The organism is Mesorhizobium sp. M0923 (assembly GCF_040319365.1).
Classification (GTDB): Bacteria; Pseudomonadota; Alphaproteobacteria; order Rhizobiales; family Rhizobiaceae; genus Mesorhizobium.
In genome coordinates this window covers 238203-260053 of the sequence record NZ_JAMYNW010000009.1, presented here as the reverse complement: position 1 = coordinate 260053, position 21851 = coordinate 238203, and the positions used below count along the sequence as shown (strand labels likewise).

The 21851-nt window shown below is 60.1% G+C and carries 14 protein-coding genes; 5 read left to right on the top strand and 9 right to left on the bottom strand.

Going from position 1 to position 21851, the window contains the following annotated elements; translation table 11 throughout:
• Positions 1-134 (bottom strand): NAD(P)-binding domain-containing protein (locus NKH89_RS18070; RefSeq protein ID WP_352909455.1); only part of this gene is annotated, 134 nt, incomplete at its 3' end.
• Positions 135-292: 158 nt separating this feature from the next.
• Positions 293-1027 (bottom strand): SDR family NAD(P)-dependent oxidoreductase, encoded by a 735-nt coding sequence (locus NKH89_RS18065; protein ID WP_292208972.1) that lies wholly within the window; start codon positions 1025-1027, stop codon positions 293-295.
• 268 nt (positions 1028-1295) lie between these two features.
• Here NKH89_RS18065 and NKH89_RS18060 point away from each other — a divergent pair, with 268 nt between their 5' ends.
• Positions 1296-2192 carry a LysR family transcriptional regulator gene (locus tag NKH89_RS18060; RefSeq protein WP_023716506.1) on the top strand — a complete coding sequence of 299 codons (897 nt, stop codon included), beginning with the start codon at positions 1296-1298 and terminating at the stop codon, positions 2190-2192.
• A 202-nt stretch (positions 2193-2394) separates the two neighbouring features.
• Here NKH89_RS18060 and NKH89_RS18055 read toward each other — a convergent pair whose 3' ends face one another.
• The 5 genes from NKH89_RS18055 to NKH89_RS18035 form a co-directional block, all read right to left on the bottom strand.
• Positions 2395-4695 carry a mechanosensitive ion channel family protein gene (locus tag NKH89_RS18055; RefSeq protein WP_245278482.1) on the bottom strand — a complete coding sequence of 767 codons (2301 nt, stop codon included), beginning with the start codon at positions 4693-4695 and terminating at the stop codon, positions 2395-2397.
• A gap of 347 nt (positions 4696-5042) precedes the next feature.
• Positions 5043-6125 (bottom strand): adenylate/guanylate cyclase domain-containing protein, encoded by a 1083-nt coding sequence (locus NKH89_RS18050; RefSeq protein WP_352482335.1) that lies wholly within the window; start codon positions 6123-6125, stop codon positions 5043-5045.
• A gap of 3 nt (positions 6126-6128) precedes the next feature.
• Positions 6129-6620, bottom strand: a complete 492-nt coding sequence (locus NKH89_RS18045) for a Rab family GTPase (protein ID WP_352482333.1) — start codon at positions 6618-6620, stop codon at positions 6129-6131.
• Between the two features lie 16 nt (positions 6621-6636).
• Complete coding sequence (locus NKH89_RS18040) at positions 6637-9294, bottom strand: OmpA family protein (RefSeq protein WP_352482332.1); 2658 nt, start codon at positions 9292-9294, stop codon at positions 6637-6639.
• A gap of 7 nt (positions 9295-9301) precedes the next feature.
• Entirely contained in the window at positions 9302-9967 is a 666-nt protein-coding gene (locus tag NKH89_RS18035) for a DUF3450 domain-containing protein (protein ID WP_352547373.1), read from the bottom strand.
• A 409-nt stretch (positions 9968-10376) separates the two neighbouring features.
• On the opposite strand from NKH89_RS18035, the gene NKH89_RS18030 reads away from it, so the two are divergent.
• Both NKH89_RS18030 and NKH89_RS18025 read left to right on the top strand, forming a co-directional pair.
• Positions 10377-10508, top strand: coding sequence for a glycosyltransferase (locus NKH89_RS18030; RefSeq protein ID WP_352482330.1), 132 nt, complete (start codon positions 10377-10379; stop codon positions 10506-10508).
• An 81-nt stretch (positions 10509-10589) separates the two neighbouring features.
• Positions 10590-13562 (top strand): trifunctional glycosyltransferase/class I SAM-dependent methyltransferase/polysaccharide deacetylase, encoded by a 2973-nt coding sequence (locus tag NKH89_RS18025; protein WP_352909447.1) that lies wholly within the window; start codon positions 10590-10592, stop codon positions 13560-13562.
• A 305-nt stretch (positions 13563-13867) separates the two neighbouring features.
• Here the strand turns inward: NKH89_RS18025 and NKH89_RS18020 are convergent, their stop codons facing one another.
• Together NKH89_RS18020 and NKH89_RS18015 are read right to left on the bottom strand one after the other, a co-directional pair.
• Positions 13868-14548, bottom strand: a complete 681-nt coding sequence (locus tag NKH89_RS18020; protein WP_023716514.1) for a redoxin domain-containing protein — start codon at positions 14546-14548, stop codon at positions 13868-13870.
• A gap of 19 nt (positions 14549-14567) precedes the next feature.
• Positions 14568-17867, bottom strand: a complete 3300-nt coding sequence (locus tag NKH89_RS18015; RefSeq protein WP_352909446.1) for an ATP-binding protein — start codon at positions 17865-17867, stop codon at positions 14568-14570.
• Positions 17868-18146: 279 nt separating this feature from the next.
• Between NKH89_RS18015 and NKH89_RS18010 the strand changes: the two genes are divergently transcribed.
• Both NKH89_RS18010 and NKH89_RS18005 read left to right on the top strand, forming a co-directional pair.
• Positions 18147-19241, top strand: a complete 1095-nt coding sequence (locus tag NKH89_RS18010) for a branched-chain amino acid ABC transporter substrate-binding protein (RefSeq protein WP_352493865.1) — start codon at positions 18147-18149, stop codon at positions 19239-19241.
• An 80-nt stretch (positions 19242-19321) separates the two neighbouring features.
• Positions 19322-21793 (top strand): adenylate/guanylate cyclase domain-containing protein, encoded by a 2472-nt coding sequence (locus tag NKH89_RS18005; RefSeq protein WP_352482326.1) that lies wholly within the window; start codon positions 19322-19324, stop codon positions 21791-21793.
• Positions 21794-21851 lie beyond the last annotated feature (58 nt).

The following is a 21851-nucleotide window of genomic DNA, read 5'->3' as shown; positions in this document are numbered from 1 at the left end:
CCAATCGCCCGAGCCTGCGGCGCCAGCGCCTCGGGCGGCCGGCGGCTCGCGACGGTCACGTCGATGTTTTTACGGGCGAAGGCGTGGGCGAGGGCCTGGCCTATCTTACCGAATCCTACAATAGCGTAGCTCATAGTGCTTCTCCGATCCGTATTGGTCTTGATTCCCCGGCCCTCAACGGCGCTGGGTTATCCGTTCTACTGTGTGGCGTCCTTTGCGTAGACGTCCCGGCGTTCCATCATGGACACGCTAGTTCCCGCCGGTCAGCCGCTTCCCGCGATCCGCCGCGATTTCAGATGGCCGAGAAGCCTCCGTCGACAGACAACTCCAGCCCATTCACGAAGCTCGAATCGTCTGAAGCAAGAAACAGCGCGGCCGTCGCAATTTCCTCAGGACGCCCCATCTTTCCCCGCGGGATCAGGGATTCGAACATCCGCTTCCCCTCCTCGTCGAGAACTTGGTCCTGCATCGGTGTGGCGATCGGCCCCGGGTGCAGCACGTTCACCCGGATATTCCTTCCCTTCAGCTCGTTGAGCCACCCGCGTGCGAATGCGTGCAACGCCGCCTTGCTCGCCGCATACACGCTGTAACCAGGAAAACCTTTCACCGAAGCAACTGATCCGGTCATGAAGATCGATCCGCCATCGTTGAACAGCGGCAACGCCTTTTGCACCGTGAACAGCGTGCCGCGCGTATTCAGGCCGAAGGTCGCATCGAAATGCTGCTCGGTAATCTCGCCCAGTGGGACGGCTTCGCCCGTGCCGGCGCTCGCATACAGAACGTCGATCTTGCCCTTTTCCCGCTTGACTGTATCGAACAGGCGGTCGAGGTCATCGAGATTGGCCGCATCGCCGCGCACGCCGGTCACGTTCCGGCCGATCAGCTTGACGGCCTCGTCCAGCGCCTCCTGTCTCCGGCCCGTGATGAAAACATAGGCGCCTTCTTCAACGAACCGCTTGGCGCTCGCCAGCGCCATGCCGCTCGATCCACCCGTGATGACTGCAACCTTACCCTCAAGCTTTCCCATGACTTCTCCTTTCGTGGTGTCGGGACAGCATCTGCCTCCGAGAACCTCGAAATGGGTCCGCCGGCGTCAGGTGTTGAGTGCGGAAGCGCGCACATCGGTGGTGCGAAATCGATCCGGCTGGACGACTGAGGCCAGCCGCGACGATCGGCGTCCGCCGTTCGAAATTGGGCCGCGCTCGTCGACATAGGCTATGATGACCGCCCGTACTGCTGTTCGATGTGTTAAATACGGGCTTTGGAAGGCGCACCGCGCGGTGCCGGATTGCACCATGATCGACTGGGATGACGTTCGCTACTTTCTTGCCGTCTCGCGCGGAGGCTCCGTGCGGGCTGCCGCCGAGCGCCTCGGTGTGAACCACTCGACCGTGCTGCGACGCGTCGCCCAGCTCGAGGAACGCCTCGGGGTGCACATGTTCGAAAAGCTGCCTTCGGGCTACCGCCTGACGGCTGCGGGCGAGGAGGTCCTCGAGTTCGCGGACCAGATGGAAGTGTCGTCGCACCTGCTGGAGACGCGCGTCTTCGGGCGCGACCAGAGCGTGCGCGGGCTTCTGCGGGTGACGCTGGCACCGCCCCTCGCGACACACCTGCTCATGCCGGATTTCGCCGATTTCGCGCGTCTGCATCCGGACATCGAGATGGAAATCTTGTCGTCCGGCGAGCTGGCAAATCTGACCAACCGGGAGGCCGACGTCGCGATCCGCGTCGTCTACGACCGCAAAACCCTGCCGCTCAATCTTCACGGCCTGAAGGGACCGGAGCTGTTCGGCGGCGTCTACATGTCTCGCGATCGACTAGCCGCGTGGCGTGCGGGCGCGCCTGATCCCATCCGGTGGATCGTCATAAGCATTCATGGCATCCCGGATTGGGCCAGCGAGGGTGAGGTTCGTACCACGGGGGTTCCGTTCAGGACCACGGACGGCGAGGCGCAGATCGTTGCAGTACGGCAAGGGCTCGGGATGACGACACTGCCGTGCTTCGTCGGAGATGCCGACCCCCTACTGGTGAGGGTGCCGGGCACCGACCTGCACATGTACGGAACGCTCTGGCTTCTCACACAGGGGGAGACACGCAAGACGAAGCGCGTGCGGCTCTTCACCGAGTTCGTATCCCGCAGGCTCGCCGCGTACGCGCCGCTTCTCGCGGGACGGTCCTTATCGCGTGACTGACGCGCGGCAGGTAGCCGATGGCGCTGTCTCGAACGTACCGCTGTATCAACTTACGCAGCCCGATGTAAATCTCGGGACGGACTCTGGTTGTAGACTGCCTCGTGACCGTCTTTTTCGTCTTAACGGTTGAAGATAGAAGAGTATCCCTGCCACGGGCGATGCGCGGAAAGCGACGCTGTGACCGGCAGGTGTCACAGCTTTCCTACTCCGGTGTGCTGGCTTTTTTTCTGCGCCGAATAGTGTGCGACTGCGCAACGGCCATTTTCAACTCGGGTGTGATCTCCAACGGCGCATTCTCTGCCCCATGTGGGTTCTGTAGCCCCTGGACCTGGACGGTCGGAAATGGGAGTTCGATGCCCTGCTCTTTGAAGACTTGGCGGAGGCGTACATAGAATTTGCGTTTCATACCGAAGGCGCCTCCCGGTTTGGTTGTGGCCTTGACCCTCAATACGATGCCGTATTCGCCGAACTCCTGTACGCCCTGCATCTTGATCGGGTCGAGCACCCAGTGTTTGAACTCGGGATCTTCCGCCAGTTCGAGGCCGATCCGCTTGATCAGCTTGCGAGCGAAGTCGATATCGGTGTCATAACCAACGGTGATGTTGAATTTGTCGATAACCCAGTCACGACTCTGGTTCTGGACTGCCCCGAGTTCACCGAAAGGTATCGTGAACAGCGGACCACGATGGTGGCGCAGCTTCACCGAGCGCAGCGAAAAGCTTTCCACAGTACCCTTGTAATTGCCCGATGAAATGTATTCGCCGACACGGAACGCATCATCGAGCAGGAAAAACACGCCTGAAATGACGTCCTTGACGATGGTTTGTGCCCCAAAGCCCACGGCGACGCCGACGACGCCAGCGCCGGCGATCAGCGGGCCGATCTGGATACCCAGCGAGGCGAGCATCATAAGCACCGCCATCACGATGATCGATGCGAGCAGAATGTTCTGGAGGATCGGCAAGAGCGTGTGCAGCCGCGCCTGCTGCGGATCGAGGACCGGGACATCCTCGTCGCTGATCACAGGGTGCGGTGTTTCGATGCCCAGCTTTCGTTCGATCAAAGCTTTGATGATCGACCAGCCGAAATCGGCTGCTAGGGCAATGACCACGACATTGACCAAGCCGCGCAATATGAACGTCGTCGTCGTATCGCTGTCCCGCATGGATTGCATGTCCAGACCCCAGACACGTGCGAGAAAGTAAGCCGCCGCCAAGATGAAAATCATTCGGATTGCGCGATCGATGACAGCGATCGTCACCGCCGGGATCGTAGGCCGGCCGACATCTTCCGAACCTGGTCGCAGAACGAAATTAACCCCGCGCTGCGTCATCACGATTGCAAAAGGCAGGAAGAATGCGGCGAAGGTAAACCAGAAGTATGTATAAAGGCCGGCGATGCGCTGCAGGAACAGGACGACGAAATAAGCAGTCAATAGCCATGTCGCTTCCGTGTGACCGATGTGGCGCGCACCGTCTCGCTGCGTTCTTGGCCGACGCCAAACCGCGAGCAGCAGGAGCACCAGCAGCACGAAGTCGGCGCCCAGTGACAGGACCATCATTCCGTCCTGATCGATGCCGAGACCTGGCAAGAGGATAAACGCGGCGCCGAAGAAGGCGAAGACGCCGACGATCCGGGGTAGCCAATAGGACCAATGGTCAGCCGCTTCGTTGGTGATCGGCAAAGCACGAACCTCGACGGCATTCTCGACATTCATGAAGGAAGGGACGAGCATGGCCATGACGTACATGCGCACACCCCATGTAACGACTGCCGCCATCAGAAATGTCAGTACAATCTCGCGGATAAGCATTGGCCAGTCGAACAACATGAACGCGCCGGCGCTGCCCAGTGCGAAAGAGACGATCAGCATGCTGGAATAAAGCATGCGACCACCAATCTTCTTGGCTCGCCCAATCGGCGTATCCTTCGGTTGCGCGATAATCCAAAGACGAAATGGACGGGTGAACTTGAACGTTGCCCAAGTGAGTGCCAGGCCGGCAGCGATGAACATCGCAATCAGCACAAATACGGCGGCTGACCCCTTGCTGGACATATCCTCCATCGTCTCTGCCCGAACGCGCGCGAACTGGCCTGGCAGCAAGGGCAAAGTTCGCACGATTCTTTCGATATGATGCCTGATCCCATCAAGCGTCGAGGATGCCATCGTATTCATCTGGCCGGGTGCGGCCACGGCGCCGGACGATGCGTCGGTCGGCGAAGCTCCTGTCTCGGCAGGCGCTCCCGTTGACCCGGCGTCCTGATTTCGCTGTTCGGCCACCCAGGCCTTCACTGATGGATCGTCGAGAAGCTCGAGCAGCTGTTTGACCCTTTCAGGCGGGGCGGTCGCCGGCGCCTGCGCCTGTGCCTGACCTGTCAACAAAAGGGCGATCCCAAAGACGAGCGGCCTGGCAATCAGGGCAAACATCGCAGTCAGGTCTCCGAGACGCCGTGCCAGGCGCGCCAGGTTCCTGGCCCCCAATCGTCGAATGATGCGTGGCATCGTGCTGTTAACCTTCCGGTCAGATCGGCTAGCAACGACATCTATGTCCGTTGTTGCCCTACCTTGAAGAAACCGATGTTGCGGTGCAAGACGTCATCGTTTCGACCCAGACCGTTACGCCGGGTACTTCGCGGTGTCTACTTAGCCGCCGGGGGAGGGCATTCCGACCTAGGCCCAGCCTCCAGCCGTTATATGAACTGCGCATCCGTGATGCTGGGCGTAAAAGACCCGGCACCAGGATCCCCCAGGCCAGAACGCGTATGCCGCGGTGGGCATCGCCGACCGAGGCTATGTGATGGAAACTGGGCGCATGACCGTGCAGGGAAGAACGATGGCGACGTCAGATATCAGGATCCGATTTCCCCCGGGAGCCGCCACATTCGCACACGACCTGTACCACGCAATTCCGTTTCCGCGAGTGGGTCGCAAGCAAAATTTGGTCCAAGCAGTTTGTGAGTTGCATCCGAAATACGGATTTCATCGGGCTCCGCGGACGTTTGGATACGTGCGGCGAGATTAACGGTGTCGCCCCATAGGTCATATGCAAACCGCCTTTTGCCTATGACGCCCGCCACGATTGGTCCTGAGTGAATTCCAATTCTGAGTCTTATCGGTTCTCCTGCGAAGCGTTCGAGCTTAACCGCCTTCCGCAGTTCAAGTGCATAGTGCGCAAGGGCTTCCGCATGATCGGATCGCGCGGCGGGCAGGCCAGCGACCACCATCACACAATCGCCGATTGTCTTGATCTTTTCGCAGCCGTATCGCTCCGAGAGCAGATCCGCCGCCTTGAAGAAGTAATTTAAAATAGCGAGCGTCGTCACGGCTCCGACGTTCCGCGCTCTTTCCGTAAAACCGACGATGTCGGCAAAAAGCACACTCACCTCTGCGTAGTTGTCTGCAATTTCTTCGTGCGCTTTTAGCCGCTCCGCGATAGACGCCGGAAGAATGTTGAGGAGCAGGGCTTCGGCGCGCTGGTATTCACGCGACAATCCCTCTTGGCTCGCCCTCAACGCCTCGTTCATCGATTGTAATTTCTCGTTGAGTTGACGCTCCCTCTCTTGCAGGAGCGTCATTTCATAAGCCTTCTGTTGAAGTCGCTGCCTATTGTCGCGTTCGGCAGTGGCGTCAAGAAAGAGCAGCCACACGCAGGCATTGTCAGCAAAAAGATGGAGGTCCGCGACACGCCCGCTGGGCAGTTCGACCATGGCCATATGATATGGAAGCTCCGGGCAGGGCAGCAAACCTTCCATAAATTCAAGCTGCTCGGCAACAGGCTTACCTATGCGAACTGATGAGAGTCCGTAATGTTCAACGTTACCGCCCTTCGCAGCTATGCAAAGCTGGGCGTCGATTTTCAGATATGCGACGGAGTGCTCGTTGTCGAAGAAATCGTAAATCCAGCTTCTGACTTCTCGTGGCAATTCATGCATGGTCTATTTGCTAACCATCGAAGCAAGATGACGAAACGCATCATCAACATGTTCACCCGAAAGCGCACTTGTTAGATAGATTTGCCATCCAAGTTGCCTCAGTTCGTTAATTTCACTATCCGATATTGCCCACCGATCGACCAGATCGGATTTGTTGAACAGCAATACAAACGGCATAGCGCCGAATTCCGCCTCGGCCCGCTCGCGCAACGTGAGCGCCACGGCAAGAGTAGCGGCGCGGGTTCCATCGACGACAAGCACGAGCCCGCTCGCACCTCGCACATAGCTGACGCGGAATGAGCCGATATCGTCTTCGCCGGCCAAATCCCACAAAATCAGATCCACGGTTTTGTCCGGGAATGCGACACTCTTCTTGTCGATTTTCACTCCCACCGTGGTCAAGTAGGTTTCGGAAAAGATGCTTTGCACAAACCTGCGAACCAGACTCGTCTTTCCGACAGCGAACCCGCCCAACATGCAGATCTTCTTTTGCAATATCCTGGGCTCCGCCCTAGTGGAAGTTTACCGTAACCGAAACTCTGCGATTGGCCGAGCTCCCGGTTCGGCTATTTTCAGTCTCCGCTGGCTCAAAGGTGCCCGCGCCGCGAACCAAGAGCAATTCCGGATCGACGCCGCGCTTCTTGAGAAGCGCACGAACTGTTTCCGCGCGCGCGGCGCTGATGGACAATTTGGCCGTTTCACGGCCCGTCTCGTCCGAATGGCCGGTCAACATGAACTGTGCTGTTACGCCTGCCTTGCGGGCGTCCTTGGCCAATTGCTTCAACTGATTCGCCAATTTGTCGAGAACCGGCAGTTGCTCTGGTCCCGGTACAGCCTTGCCAGAATCGAAGAAAATGTCGACCGCTTGAATAGCCTCCCTCAAATGAGTGAGTTCCGGAGGGGTCAACTCACGCAGCTCGGAGATTTCTAGAGAGAGTCCGTCCGCGGACAGCTGTTGGGCGGCGACCCGCGCCCGATCTATCCAGGCGGCAGGAGCCTCACCCTGGGCAACGATGCGATCCTTGATGATCGAAAGCCGTACCGAATCCGGCGGACTCAGCGACGCCATCAGCCGCTTCAGCACGAACTTCGGATCAAGGCTCTGATAGAATTGCCACTGCGAATGAACGCGAGCAGGATCGACCCCTGTTCCGGACAGCAGAGCCTGCGGGTTGGCGGCCTGCGGGTCTCTCAGGCCGGAAATATAGAAATGTCCGCCCCTCGCCGTTTGTTGGGCGACGATGATGCCCGCTTGGGCCTCCAGTCGCGACACATAAGTCTGCCAGTGCTCCGCCGCGCGTGCTTCGGGGCTCACATCACGAACCTTGGAGATGTCGAATTCCGGTCCGCCTGCCGAAAGCTGTCGGGCCGCTGCGCGCGCCCGATCTATCCAGGTGTCGGGAGCCTCACCCTCGGCAACGATGCGATCCTCGACGATCGAAAGCCGAACCGATTTCGGCGGGGTCAGCGACACCATCAGCCGCTTCAGGACGAACTCCGGATCAAGGCTCTGATAGAATTGCCACTGCGAATGAACGCGGGCGGGATCGACCTCCGTTCCGGACAGCAGAGCCTGCGGGTCGGCGGCAAGCGGGTCTCTCAGGCCGGAAATATAGAAATGTCCGCCCCTCACCGTTTGTTGGGCGACGATGATTCCCGGTTGGGCCTCCAGTCGCGACACATAGGTCTGCCAGTGCTCCGCCGCGCGTGCTTCGGGGCTCACATCACGAACTCTGGAGATGTCGAATTCCGGTCCGCCTGCCGAAAGCTGTCGGGCCGCTGCGCGTGCGCGATCTATCCAGCTGTCGGAAGCCTCACCCTCGGCAACGATGCGATGATTGACGATCGAAAGCCGAACCGATTTCGGCGGGGTCAGCGACACCATCAGCCGCTTCAACACGAACTCCGGATCAAGGCTCTGATAGAATTGCCAGCGTGAATGAACGCGGGCAGGATCGACCTGCGTTCCGGCCAACAGCGACTGCGGGTCGGCGGCAAGCGGGTCTCTCAGGCCGGCAATATAGAATTGGCCATCGCGCACCTTTTGTTCGGCAACGATGATGCCCGGCTGGGTCCCCAGTCGCGACACATACGCCTGCCAGCGCTGCCCGGATTGCCAGGAAAGAAAGAACCAACCGCCTGCGGGAATCAAAACCAGCAGGACTGCAGCCACTACCAGCCACGGAAATCCCTGGTTTGATTCCTCCTGCTTCAGTTCAACGCAGGTCTGCAACTGCGTCTCTACGCCGGCCAACTGCGAACTGTCGCCGTCAAACTGCTCTAGAGCCTGTGAGCATTCATCATGGATGCGAAGCAATACATCGCGAATTATTTCATGTAATTCCTCCGGCGGATTTCCCCGGATCACCGCAACCAAGGTCGCAAACGGTCCAACTTCCGACCAGAGACGAAGCTCCCCGAAACGAATAGTGTCCAGGCCGCTCTGTTCTTTCTCGTTAAATGAGTCTTTTACAAAATCTTGAATTGCACTAAGCATAGAAGAAATGAGTTGAGGATCTTCGCTAGTTGCATTGTCGGCAGTTACATGCGCTATCAAAAGCCCGGAATTGCGATTGATGAGGAAGACGTGTTCCACACGATAGACAAGAGAATGCTTAAGAACAACTTCTGAGAAGCTTGCTCCTGTTCTCCAAGCTTCAAGTCTCCACTTGAGTCCATGCCAGGTAAATATATGTCTTAAAGTTTCATTCAGCGATTGAAAGGTTTGGTCGATCTTTTCGCCGATCGACTTGCGAATAGCCGGCAGAAACACCGGGTACAATATATCCGTAAGCGTACGCGGGCTCTTCTGGATGGACCGTTGCACGGCCCTCTCGACAGCCGGCGCAAGGGCCTCTCCGAGTTGCGCATGAAGCGCACGTGCGGCTGCACTGGGGAGAACGCTCCCCACTGCAGCCGCAAGCTGCTCGGGTTCGTCGAGCAGGTGCGTAACTCGTGAAAGCTCCGAAATTTCGCGACCGACCAGCAACTGGCGAAGCGTTTCCATGCGAGGATCGGCGGTCGGGATTCCGTCGAGACGCGCACGATAGTCCGGATCAACGTTCCGGGCAATTTCGATCAAAAGGCGAGCCAGAGCCTCGCGATCAATCTCTGTATCGTTCGAAGCTGTTCTTTGAGGAAGGCTGATTGGGTCGACGGTTGACGTCAAGTTCCGATCAACTCACTTTCCAGCTACGCTCCGAGTTGCTCTTGCTGCCGACGGGATCCTGATTTAAGCATTTTGCAACCTCGACAAACAGGCCAGCCAAAAGATTTCGGTCGGTCTTGACATTGCCGAGATCGGAAAACATTTTCTCCATCAGCATCTGAATGCTTTCATTCTTTTGCTTGATTTCCTCACGCAGCAAATGGTCGTTTCGATTTATCCGGTCCGCAACTTCGCGCTCAAGCTCGCTCAACTGATCCGACAACGCGCGCACCTGCTTTTCAAGCGCCTGATTTTGCTCGCGAAGATTCCGGTCAATCTCCTTGTCGGCGTCGGCTCGCGCGTCTTTTTCGTTCCGCAATTGCGCGGCAAGCGAGTCGACCTGCTTCTTTGCATTTGACTCGTACATTTCAAGATTGCGCTTGGCCTCGGATTCGACATCCTTGAAGCGCTGCAAGACCCGTTCTTCAAGCTTGGAAAAGCGGCGGTCATAGTCCTGCATCTGGTTGCCGAACAGCAGATCACGTATCTTGTCGACACCTACAGCGTCGCCGGGGGCCCCGCTCTCGCGAGCCTGGCCCGCCACGAAGGTCAGCCCGTTTCCGTCTGCATTACTTATCAGATTTGCGTCCGCTTTATTTGCCGAAGAAGCGGTACTCGAAGATTCCTTGGCCATCCCATGCCCCTTCTTTTGAACATTGTCACAGCGCTAATTTAGCAACTGATAAACATGTCAGCAAAATAGCCGACCCGCAAGCCGGAATCTTCTCGGCTTAAGTCGTTTCGTGCGTCCCCATTCGGGTAGATTTGGACATGCGGCTCGATCCGGATCAGCTTACGCTCGCGTCTCGCCCGCGATCATCTTTTTGCAGATGAAATGCGCGAAAGGAAATGCCGCGGCGCATCGGCCTCAGTCTAAGCCGTCGGGCATGCGCGCTTGCCATTCGCCCTGTCTTCAAGTCTTTTTCGCCTGCCTCTAATTCGCCCCGATCTTGACAGGGCAGTGCTGCCAGCCGATGCCGTCATCCGGTTTTGACATTCGCCGACTCTTGCCGAAGAAAACGAAAGCTCGATGATCCAGGACAATGCTACCGCAAGGCGGTGTGGTACCGAGGGTCAATGCCGAGCAAACCGTCGGCGCAGCGCTCGCCGGCATCCGCCGGCAGACCTACCAGATACTGGATATAGTCGTGGTAGACGATGGGTCGACGGACTGATTGGCGTCGATTGTGACGGCCTACGCCGAGAAAGATCGACGCATCTTGTGCTACCTTCGAACCAGGCGCGGGTAAGACGGCGTGGCGCATAATCCCTTGGTTTCAATCGTGGTTCCTGCGCACAACGCGGAGGTAACGCTGGCGCGCGCACTCGATTGCCTTCTCGATCAGGAAATTGTGGATTGGGAGGCGATCATCGTCGACGACGCCTCCACGGACCGCACCCCCGCGATCATCGCCGGTTATGTGCAGCACGATGCCCGATTTCGGATGTTGAGCTCATGCGCGCATAGCGCCGCCGGCGCGCGCAATAGCGGGATGGCGACAGCACGCGGCCACTGGCTCATGTTTCTGGATGCGGACGATTGGGTGGATGCCAGCTTCCTTGCTAAAATGCTGGCCGCACTTGAAGCCGCGCCCGATGCGGTCGCCGCCTATTGCGGTTCCCGGCGCGTGATGCCCGATGGCGAACTCACCCCGTCGAGCATCACAACGGACGTTGCGATCCACCCCTTCGAGACATTCGCCCGCCGGTGTGCCATCGCCATTCACGCGCTGCTGGTCGACCGGGAGACAATTGTCGAGTTGGGCGGTTTCGATGTGTCGCTGCGCACCTGCGAGGACTGGGATCTGTGGCAGCGCCTCGCACGTCTAGGCAAAAATTGGGTGATGGTCGACGAGCCGCTCGCTTTCCGTCGGATCAGCCCCAACTCGCTCAGCCGCAATTCGACGCAGATGCTGGCGGATGCGGAAATCGTGATCACCCGCGGTTTTTCTGCTGATCCCAGGGTCAAACACCCAGCATCGGCTCACGCCAATGGAGCGATCGAGGCGAACGGCCGCACCGCTTCCGAAGCACTCGCATGGTTCGCGTTGTGGAACGCCGCGTCGGATTGCGGCTGCGGCTCGCGCTCGATCAACCCGCAGTCCCTGCGCGCGCTCCCGGCAGGACGTAAGTGGGCGCGTGAGATCGCCAAGGTGGTCTTCGATGGCCTTATGGTAGGAAGCCTATCGGTGCCAGCGCAATTGGCTGCCAAGTGGGACAGGTTCGGCGGCTCCCTCACCGAATTGATCATCGAACTCGGCAAGGTCTGGGACGATCCCGTAGCGGGTCGCCGCGTCCAGTATCACCTTGAGCAAATGCTTCTCGACTTCGACGACCTTGCCGCACCGCGCAGACTGGCGCGGACACTCGGAATTCGCGTCGACGCTCGAAATCCGACCTCGATCGAACTTCCGGAAGGAATCGATCAAATTTATGCCTATCTGATGATGGATGGCCAGATCGAGGCTTTCGTACAGTTCGGCGTACTCGGGAAAGTGACAAGGCGTCATTGGACTGAATTGATCCTGAATTTCGTGCCCCCTGAGCGGCTTATGCACAGTGCCGCGCCGCTTGCGAGGCGATCGCCTATGCATGCACCGCAAAAGGGCGTCGGTGCCGACAAGTCAGACATATTTGCAGCCGAGGCATTGTTGTCCATAGCGGGACGCGGGTCTGATCGGGACAGCCATTTCGGCAAACTCGCGGGATTGGCCGCGGAAGCGCAGGCGCTGGTTGGGTCGAGCGCCGAAACTAAAGAGCCTCTTGCAGCGCCGCGCCGTGCACGGGCCGCGGATGGGCACGACAATGATCGCACGTCTTTCTGGAATCGCCATTTCGCGACCGAGGATCCCTGGAACTACGGCTCGCCCTATGAGCAGGAAAAATATGAGCGGCAGCTCGAAATTTTGCCTGCCGGTCCCATCGGACGGGCGCTTGAGCTGGGCTGCGCGGAGGGCCACTTCACGCGTCAGCTGGCGCCGCGGGTGGGCCATTTGACCGCAACTGACATCTCCGCCGTAGCCATCGGGCGGGCGCGCGCGCGATGCGGCGATCAGCCGAACGTTGAGTTCGGCGTACTGGATTTCTCCGCCGACACGCTGCCGGGTGAGATGGATCTGATCGTCTGTTCGGAAGTGCTCTACTACCTGGATGATCTCGCCGAGTTGCGGCGCATCGCCAAAAAACTCGTTGAGGCGTTGGCGCCTGGCGGCAGTTTCATCAGCGCACACGCGTTCGTGCTACGTGACAATATCGAAAGGACGGGCTTCGACTGGAACACATTCGGTGCACAAGCGATCTCAGAGACGCTGGCAGCGACCGACGGCCTCGTCCTCGAGCAATCGATCCAGACCGAGCTCTACCGCATAGACCGCTTCCGCCGCCTGTCACCAGGCGACGTGGCGACGGAACCGATGATTGATCACGTGCCAATCCGCGCGCCCGTCGAAATCGGGGTCGCGCGGAAAATCGTCTGGGGCGGGGCGCGGGCCTTGCGCCGCGACGTCGCACGTAGCGAGCGGCGACAGCGTATCCCTGTCCTCATGTATCACAGCGTCTCCGATGAAGGTCCAGCCGCGCTCGCCCGTTTTCGGCTCACGCCCGCCGCATTCGCCAGCCAGATGGCATGGCTGCGCGCCAATGGCTTTCACGCGATTAGGTCCGAGCAGCTGGAATGGTTCATCGCCAACCGTCAGCCTTTCGTTGGCCGCCCAGTGCTCATCACCTTCGATGACGGCTTCCAGAACTTTGCCGACCATGCCTGGCCGACCTTGCGCGCGAACGACCTGACCGCGGAAGTGTTCCTGGTGACGGACCTGGTGGGTGAAAGTGCACAGTGGGACGCCTACAGTGGCCCGCCGACGCAGCTTATGGACGCCAGGACAGTGCGACGCCTCGCCGGCGAAGGTGCGTTCTTCGGAAGCCATCTGGCGACGCATCGCGCGATCGATGGTCTGTCGAGCTCTGACTTGGCCGCCGAACTCCTGCGCTCTCGTATGTTCATCGAACGGTGGACCGGTCGGCCAACCACGGCGTTCGCGGCACCCTTCTCGGTCACCGACCGACGGCTTGGCAGGCTGGCCAAGGAGTGCGGCTATCGGATCGGCTTCGGCGGCAGACACGGGCCGGCGGACCTCGATTGCGATCCCATCGACCTTCCGCGGATCGAGATTCGCGGGGATCGCTCGCTCGATTACTTTGTTGCCCGTATCGAGGCCGTGCTCGAATGAACGGTGAGCTTGTCAGTGTCATCATTCCCGCTCACAATGCGCAAGATACAATCGACGAGACGCTCCGCAGCTGCGCGCTCTTTCGAGATTGTTGTTGTTGACGACAGCGTTCTGACGGTTGGAAGGGGTGCTGTCGCAGCCACCCCACGATACAGGAGCCATCCACAGAGGACATCGCTAGTCCAGAGGCGACAGAAAGCATTGCCAGGACCGTACATTCTGGCTCGTCGAGGCCAATGTTAGATTTGTAACAAATTGGTTCCGCTTTTTGTTCAGTGCCGCGCCCGTTTACCTCGTTCGCAAGTCTATTGGGCCACTTGGGACACGGCTGACATCAGCTCCTGCGGGCTTGGCGCCCCAAACATGTATCGCCCGCCCTCTGGAACCTCCGTGAAGCTCCAGCGGACGATCCCCTGCCGATCCAGTAGGAACTGACCGACCAGTTGTCCGTGTCCCGTTGCCATCATCTGCTCGTCGGCTTCGGTCAGTTCGTAATGGTCCCTCTTATTAAGGATTTCGCTGGCCGCAATGGGGTCCATAGGACCGGGCAACTCGCCTGGTATATCGACCCGCATATCCTTTGCCGCTGCCATCGAGACCTTGTACGGCCAGTTCGTCTCGTTTTGGGTGAATTCGAGATTGGGCAGTCCAAAAGCACGATGTGAAGCGCGTTCAGGGTCGGAGGCCGCAAGCAGATTCGGCATCGGATGGTAGCGGAAATAGAGACGCGCCCGTTCGATTGGCGTGTTGACCACCGTCAGGCTCTCCACGCCCTTTTCGCGCAGCTCCGGATCAAGCCGCGCCTGGGCGGCGATATGGCGCCGGCAAAACGCACAATGCAGACCTCGAAACAGGCCGACCAGCACCGGCTTTTGGCCGCGAAAGTCGTCAAGCGCGATCTTGCCTTCCTGGGTAATGGCGTCGAGTATCAAGTTCGGCGCACGGTCGCCCGGTTGAAGCGGTACCAAGTCACTACGCGCGGACATTTTCCACCTCCAACCCCGGCTAGTCGAGAAAAGGCAGCACCACAAGCGCTTCCGGGTCGAGCCCGTGCTGGGCGCATATACCCTGCGCCAGGGAAAAGTAGCGTTCGGCCTCGGCCAGATTGTCGAGGTCGAGATTAAGCGTTGCAAGACCATCATAGCACGGAAACAGCAGTTGGGGTTCGCCCGTTTCGCGGGCTACGTCCAGTGCTTCGTGGAACAAGCCAACCGCCAGCTCCGGACGCCCGTTGCACTGGTGGATCTGCCCAAGCACGATCAACGGCACCGGCAGGTGCTCGCGCTGGTCGAGCGCCCGGTCGATCTCGATGGCCTTCTCGGCAGCAGGTACGCCCTCCGTTGGACAGCGATCCGTGAAAGTACAACAAGCGACCGCCAGATTGGCGAGGAGGCGCGCCTGGAAACCCAAATCACCAATATGGCGCGCCACTTCAAGACCGCGCCGACAGACCTCCATCGCGTGCGCCGGATCGATGGTCGTGTAAAGCACGCCGAGATTGGTGTAGCCGCGGCAGGCCGCGCCCAGTAGACCGGCGGCTTCGGCCAATTCAATGCTATGCTCAACCTGACGCACGGCCTCACGGTTTCGCCCAAGGCGAGCCAGCGCAACAGCCTTGGTATTGAGTGCCTCGGCGGTCACAAGGGTGGCATCACGCCCTACCTCGGAGACATGCTCCGTTGTCAGAGTGCGTACGCAATCCAGCGCCGCGTCTGCCCATTTTGCCGCGAGAGCGTGATCTCCGCTACGGAACGCCTGTCGGCCACGTTCTTGCCAGAGATGCGCCTGCTCGATCGGGGCATCCGCTCCATCGAGGAGCGCTGCCGCTTCAGCATAGCGGGATTCTGCGTCGTCCCGCTTGCCGACGTCCCAGAGCAGCCGACCGATCTTGCGTAAAACTCGCGCCGACGCGACGCGATTGGCCGACTCGCGGTATACCTGCAACACCGTTTCGTAATGGTGGTGCGCGATCTCGCGGCGGCCTGCCGGGCCGCTCAAATCGGCAATGCGCTCTGCAATTGCCAGTTTGAGCGGTGTTTGCCCGATCGCGCCCAACGCAGTCAGTGCTCGCTCGTAGAAACGAAGGGCGTCGTCGTTGGCGTATATCATGCGAGCGCGATCGCCCGCCGCCTGCAGGTAATGCGCGCCCTTCTCCCGCTCGGCGCTCTGTGCGAAATGATGACCGAGCACGGTCAAATCCTCGAGCCGCTCCGGCTTGTCGCCGCACAGTTGCTCCAAGGCAGCTCCGACCCGCCCGTGGATGTCGGTCCGCCGTTGCAGGAGTAGATTCTGGTAGATCACGTCCTGCAGCAATGTTTGCGTAAAGCGGTAGCTTTGCGACGAGACCGAGCCTGATCCGGCAACTTCCTCGATGATTTCCGCATCGCAAAGCAGTTCGCAGCCGGCTTCGAGCCGGCCGGGGTCGGTTGTCACAGTTTTCAGAAGTGTGGCATCGAAGCGCGGGCCGATTACCGCGGCCTCCTGGGCCAACCGGCGCACCTCTTGGGGCAGCCGGTCGACGCGGGCAAGCAACATTGCCTGGATAGTGGCGGGGATGCCGGTTGCGACTTCGCCTGCCACAGTCCGCCATCGCTGGCCCTCTCGCATCAGTACACCGCGATCGATAAGGCCGCGAACGATCTCCTCTAAAAAAAGGGGGTTGCCGCCCGCGCGCTCGAGAATCTGGTCGAGAAGCCCTCCTGCGGAGTTTACCCAGCTCTCGCCGAAAAGCGCCGCCAGCAGGCTGCGTCCGTCATCACTGCTGAGCGGCGGAAGCCTGAGCGCTGTGTGACTGACCCGACTTGAGTCGAGCTGGTCGTTATCCGGCGCCGGACGATGCGTGACCAGCAACATCAACCGCGTGCGCTCCAACCTGTCCATCACGAAACGTAGTGCCTCAAGCGACACGGCGTCGGCCCAGTGCAGGTCTTCGACGACAATCAACAGCGGCGACAACGCAAGCCGCCGTTCGATGATTGTGCGGACTGCGTAGAGAATTTGCCGCCGCAGCTGCTCGGGTTCGACATGCTGCAAGGTGGCATCGGGGTCGCCAAGGCCGAGCACATGGTAGAGCAAAGGCATCAGCCGCTTCGCCTCCTCGCCCTGCAGGCCGAGATCGGTAAGCAAGCCTGCGAGCTTCCCCCGCATTTCGTCCCCATTGTCGTTTTGCATCATCCCGGCAGCGCTGCGCACCACTGCGCCCAAGGCGCCAAATGATTGTTCGCCCAGCGGTGAGCACGTGGCCAGCCGCACGGCGATGTTGCGAAAACGATCCTCGTCGCCGACGCGGGCGACGAACTCCTTCACCAGCCGCGATTTCCCGATACCGGCTTCTCCGACGAGGCGGACGAGTTGGGCCGAGCCGCTGCACGCCTGGTCAAGGCTCGCCATCATTCTACTGAGCTCCGCACCACGACCTATTATCGGCGCACTGAGGCCGAGCGCCTCGAGCCCACGCGCTGCACGCGGCGTCGCAAGCGGTGCATCCAGTCGATGGACGAGCACACTGCCAGCCTTGCCGCGAAACACGACATCACCCAGCGACTCGTAAGAGAAGGCATGCCGGGTCAGTCTGTGAGTGAGCTCGCCTACCAGCACCTCACCCGGTGCGGCCAGCGATTGCAGGCGTTGCGCCGTATTCACTGTGTCGCCGGTCACCGAATAGGATTTGGCGGTGCCGATGCCCAATCCGCCAGTAACGACCGGACCAGTGTTTATGCCGATGTGGAGCAACAGAGGCGAGCCGGAGTGGGGGGTGCTTTCGCCGAGCCGCGCCGTCCGGGCGATCATGTCGAGAGCGGCGCGAAGCGCACGTTCGGGATCGTCCTCATGCGCGACCGGCGCACCGAACAACGCGAGCAGTGCATCGCCGATGAATTTGTCGACGAAACCACCAAAGTTTCGCACGGCCGCCGTCAATTCCTTGAACAGTTTGTTCTGCAGCGCTTGCATGACCTCGGGGTCGAGCTGCTCGCTGAGCGTCGTGAAGCCGCAAAGGTCGGCGAACAGGACCGTTACCGTCCGGCGATCGGCGTCAGAGAAGGGATGCAGCCCTTCTTCGCTTTCGATGTCCGGAAGCATCGATGGAGTTCGAGAAGGCGGCACAATGGTCCGGCTTGGTGTCGGAGCAGGCCGTTCGACGACTTTTGCGGGCGCACCGACGTTTGCCCCACATTTCGGACAGAACTCGAAATCAGGTGCGCAGGGGTAGCCGCAACTGGCGCATGGCACGGGCTGGCGCCTGCCACACCTCGGACAGAAGGCGTAACCGCCCTCAACCTCGAAACCGCAGCCCGAGCAGTCCATCGAACAAGACCTCACTAGAGGCCGTCCCGGCGTGACCTCGCCACGCACTTCACGGCCAGGCTATTCGCAAGGATGCACCGATAGTCGTCGACCGGCAAGCGGGAGCGCAAATGGGCATCGAGCGATCAGTGTGGGTCCGGTGGCAGGGCGCTGCGGGCAGGCATTGTTGAAGGCGCAATAGTTGTCGGATCCGCGAACGCCGCCGAGACAGCCGCGCTTGCCGAAGGGGCTGTCGGCTCTGACGGGATTGGCGTAAGCTACAGTTAAGGGGGTGCACACATGCACCGCATCATCGCCATGGCGATCTTAGTTCTCGCGGCCGCGTTCAGCTCCGCGCGGGCGGAGGTGCTGATTGGGGTTTCATCTGCGATGACGGGACGGCTCGCCTGGTTCGGCGAGCAGGCGCAGCGTGGCGCCGAGATGGCCGTGGCCGACATCAATGCGACGGGTGGCGTACTCGGCCAGCAGATGAGGCTCATCACGGCCGACGACTTCTGTGATCCCGAGCAAGCGGTCGCCGCAGCCCAGAAATTGGTGGGTGATGGTGTGGTGCTCGTCGTCGGGCACTACTGCTCTGGAGCCTCGATCCCAGCATCGAAGGTGTACGAGGCGGCGGGCGTTTTGCAGATTTCACCAGGATCAACCAATCCGCTGTTGACTGAACAAGGCCGCGCCAACGTTTTTCGAGTCATTGGTCGCGACGACACGCAGGGGATCGTGGCCGGCAACTACCTGGCCGAGCATTGGAGCAACAGCAAGATTGCGATCCTTCATGACGGCACCACTTATGGAAAGGGTCTTGCTGACGAGACTCGAAAACAGCTGAACAAGCGCGGCGTAGTCGAAGCGATCTACGAGGAATACACACCCGCGAAGAACGACTATTCGGCCGAGATCGCTGCGCTAGAGGCTGCGAACATCGCCGTGGCATATGTCGGCGGATATCATGCCGAGGTCGCACTCATCGTTCGCGCTGCGCGCGACCGCGGCTACACGGTTCAGCTAGTCTCAGGCGATGGCATGGCGACCGAGGAATTTGCTTTGATCGCCGGCCCCGCGGCTGAGGGTACCCTCTTCACGTTCCCCGCGGACGCTCGCCGAAATCCCGAAGCCGCCTCGGTCGTCGAGCGGTTCCGGGCTGAAAACTTCGAGCCCGCAGGCTACACGCTGCTCAGTTACGCCGCCGTCCAGGCCTGGTCGCAGGCAGTGGACAAGGCCGGCTCACTAGAGCTCCAAGCCGTGATAGCGGCGCTGCGCGGCAATCAATTTGATACTGTGTTGGGCCGTATCGACTTTGACAACAAGGGCGATCTCACGAGCCAAAACTGGGTATGGTACGTCTGGCGAGGTGGAGAGTACGTGCCGGTCGAATAAGCACCGCCGATGCCGTCGCCGCTTGAGACAGCTGATGGAGATCGAGTTAGCTGGACCGTTCAGAGCTATGTGTCGCCGTTATGCTTGAACGCTTCGGCATACGTGGCCGTCTGTTGCTCGCTTTTTTCGGCATCAGCACCTTCGCCGTACTCGCGACAGCGGCCGCTCTCTATGCCTTCCTCCAGGTAGGAGAGGTCGTCGACCGCATCACCAAGGATCGGGTACCGTTGGCGCTCGCGTCCCTCCAGCTGTCGCGCCAGGCAGAGCGGGTAGCCGCCTCTGCGCCCGCCGTACTTACTTCGACCAGCAAAGCTCAGCACGGCGAGGTTTCCGCCGCGGTCGGGGTCGAGATGACGCGCCTCGAGGAACTGCTTGCCGCACTCAAAGGTGCCACGCTTAGCACGGCGGTGGTGGCTGAGATCGAGGCTGCAGTTCTTGGTCTGCGGCGCAACCTCAACGCCCTCGACGACCTTGTTGTCGCCCGCCTCACAGTGGTGGCGCGCAAAGAAGAACTGTTACGCCGCTTGTCGGCTACGACAAATGCAAGCCAGCGTCTTGTGGCGCCCGGTATCCTCGTGATGAATTCCAAGCTCCAGCAATGGCAGGCGGTTACAGCCGACACCTCGCTCGCGCCGGATCGCGGTGCGGCGGCGGCGGCCGACCTGGTCCAGGCAATTGCGGCCTACATTCCGCAGCAGAAAGCGCAGCAGGAGATATCGGCGGTCAATGACGTGCTGGTCAAGACGACGGACGCGCCAACGCCAGACGATCTGACGTTGATCCTGTTTCCGCTGCGCCGGTCGCTCGCCGTTCTCGACACGGTTTCCACCGAGATCGACGAGAGGCTGCGAACCCGTTTCCAACAGCGGGTCGGCGAGTTCAAGGCATTGATCGACGGCGGGAACAGCATCCCGAAGGCGCGCAAGGACGAGCTAGCAGTGCTCGCAGAGGGCGAAAAGCTTCTGGCCGAAAACAATCGGCTGTCGCGCAGTCTCACCGCTGCCGTCGATCGCCTGGTCGCCGCGGCAGACCGCGAGATCACCGCGTCCGGTCTCGAAGCCGCGACGGTCCAGCGCTACGGTACCGGAGTTGTCCTTGGCTCCGCCTTTCTCACCCTCTTGAGTTCCGTTCTGGTTGTCTGGCTCTATGTCGACCGTAGCCTTCTCGCCCGTCTGGGAGAGGTGAGCCAAAGCATGTTCGCAATCGCCGGCGGCGATCTTCGTGCGCCGCTGCCTGCCGCGGGCCGCGACGAGATCGGCCGGATGGCCGAAGCGCTTAGGCTCTTCCGGGACACCGCAGTCGAGGTCGAGGAAAAGAACCTGCGCGATGTCGCTGAGGCGCGCCAACGGCTCATCGATGCGATCGAGAGTATCTCCGAGGGATTCGCGCTGTACGACGGGGAGGACCGGCTTGTCCTCAGCAATAGCCGCTACCGCGAACTGCTCTACAGCGACCTTGCGATCGAACTGATGCCCGGCACGACATTCGAGCACATTATTCGCCGATCCGCTGAGCGCGGCTACATCAAGGATGCCGAGGGGCGGCTCGAGGAATGGGTCGCCGAGCGGCTCTCCCGGCACCGCAACCCAGGCGAACCGTGGGTGCAGCGGCGAGGCGACGGGCGATGGATCATGATAAGCGAGCGGCGGATCACCGCCGGCGGCACGGTCGCGGTCTATTCGGACATCACTGAGCTGAAGCAACGAGAGGAGAACCTCGCAGAGAAATCCACGGCTCTCGAGGCGCTTTCCAACAAGCTGGCCAAATACCTGGCGCCGCAAGTGTACAGCTCGATATTCGCCGGCCGCCAAGACGTTAGAATCGCCAGCCAGCGGAAGAAACTGACAATATGCTTCTCCGATATCGCCGGCTTTACCGAGACCACTGACAAAATGGAATCCGAGGATCTCACCCAGCTCCTCAATCACTATCTGACGGAAATGTCGAAAATTGCTTCGGATCACGGCGCGACGATCGACAAATATGTCGGCGACGCGATCCTGATGTTTTTCGGCGACCCTGAGACGCGCGGCGTCAAGGAGGACGCGCTGGCGTGTGTGCAGATGGCTCTCACCATGCAAAAGCGGATGAGCGAACTTGCCGAAATCTGGCGTGACATTGGAATTGAGACACCGCTGCGCTGCCGCATCGGCATCCATACCGACTACTGCACTGTCGGTAACTTCGGCAGCGAGGACCGGATGGATTACACGATAATCGGCGGCGCCGTGAATCTCGCCTCGCGCCTGGAACAGGAGGCGCCACCGGGGACCGTCCTCATTTCCTACGAGACGTTTGCGCAAGTGAAGAACACGATCGACTGTGAGGAGATGGGGCATGTCCAGGTCAAGGGGATCGCCTATCCCGTCGCCACCTACCGCGTCATCGATCTGAAGGCCAATCTAGCCGGCGCTTGTCGCGCCGTTCGAACCGAGCTGCCGCACTTCAGGCTGGAACTTGAACCGGAGCTGATGTCCGCTGACGAGCGTGACGATGCCGCCACTGCGCTTCGAGACGCGCTGGATCGGCTTTCCCACAAGCCCGGGCAGTAGGGCTTGGTTCACAACGACCCTCCCATGGACGCAAGGAGTAGGATGTGGGACGCAGCTT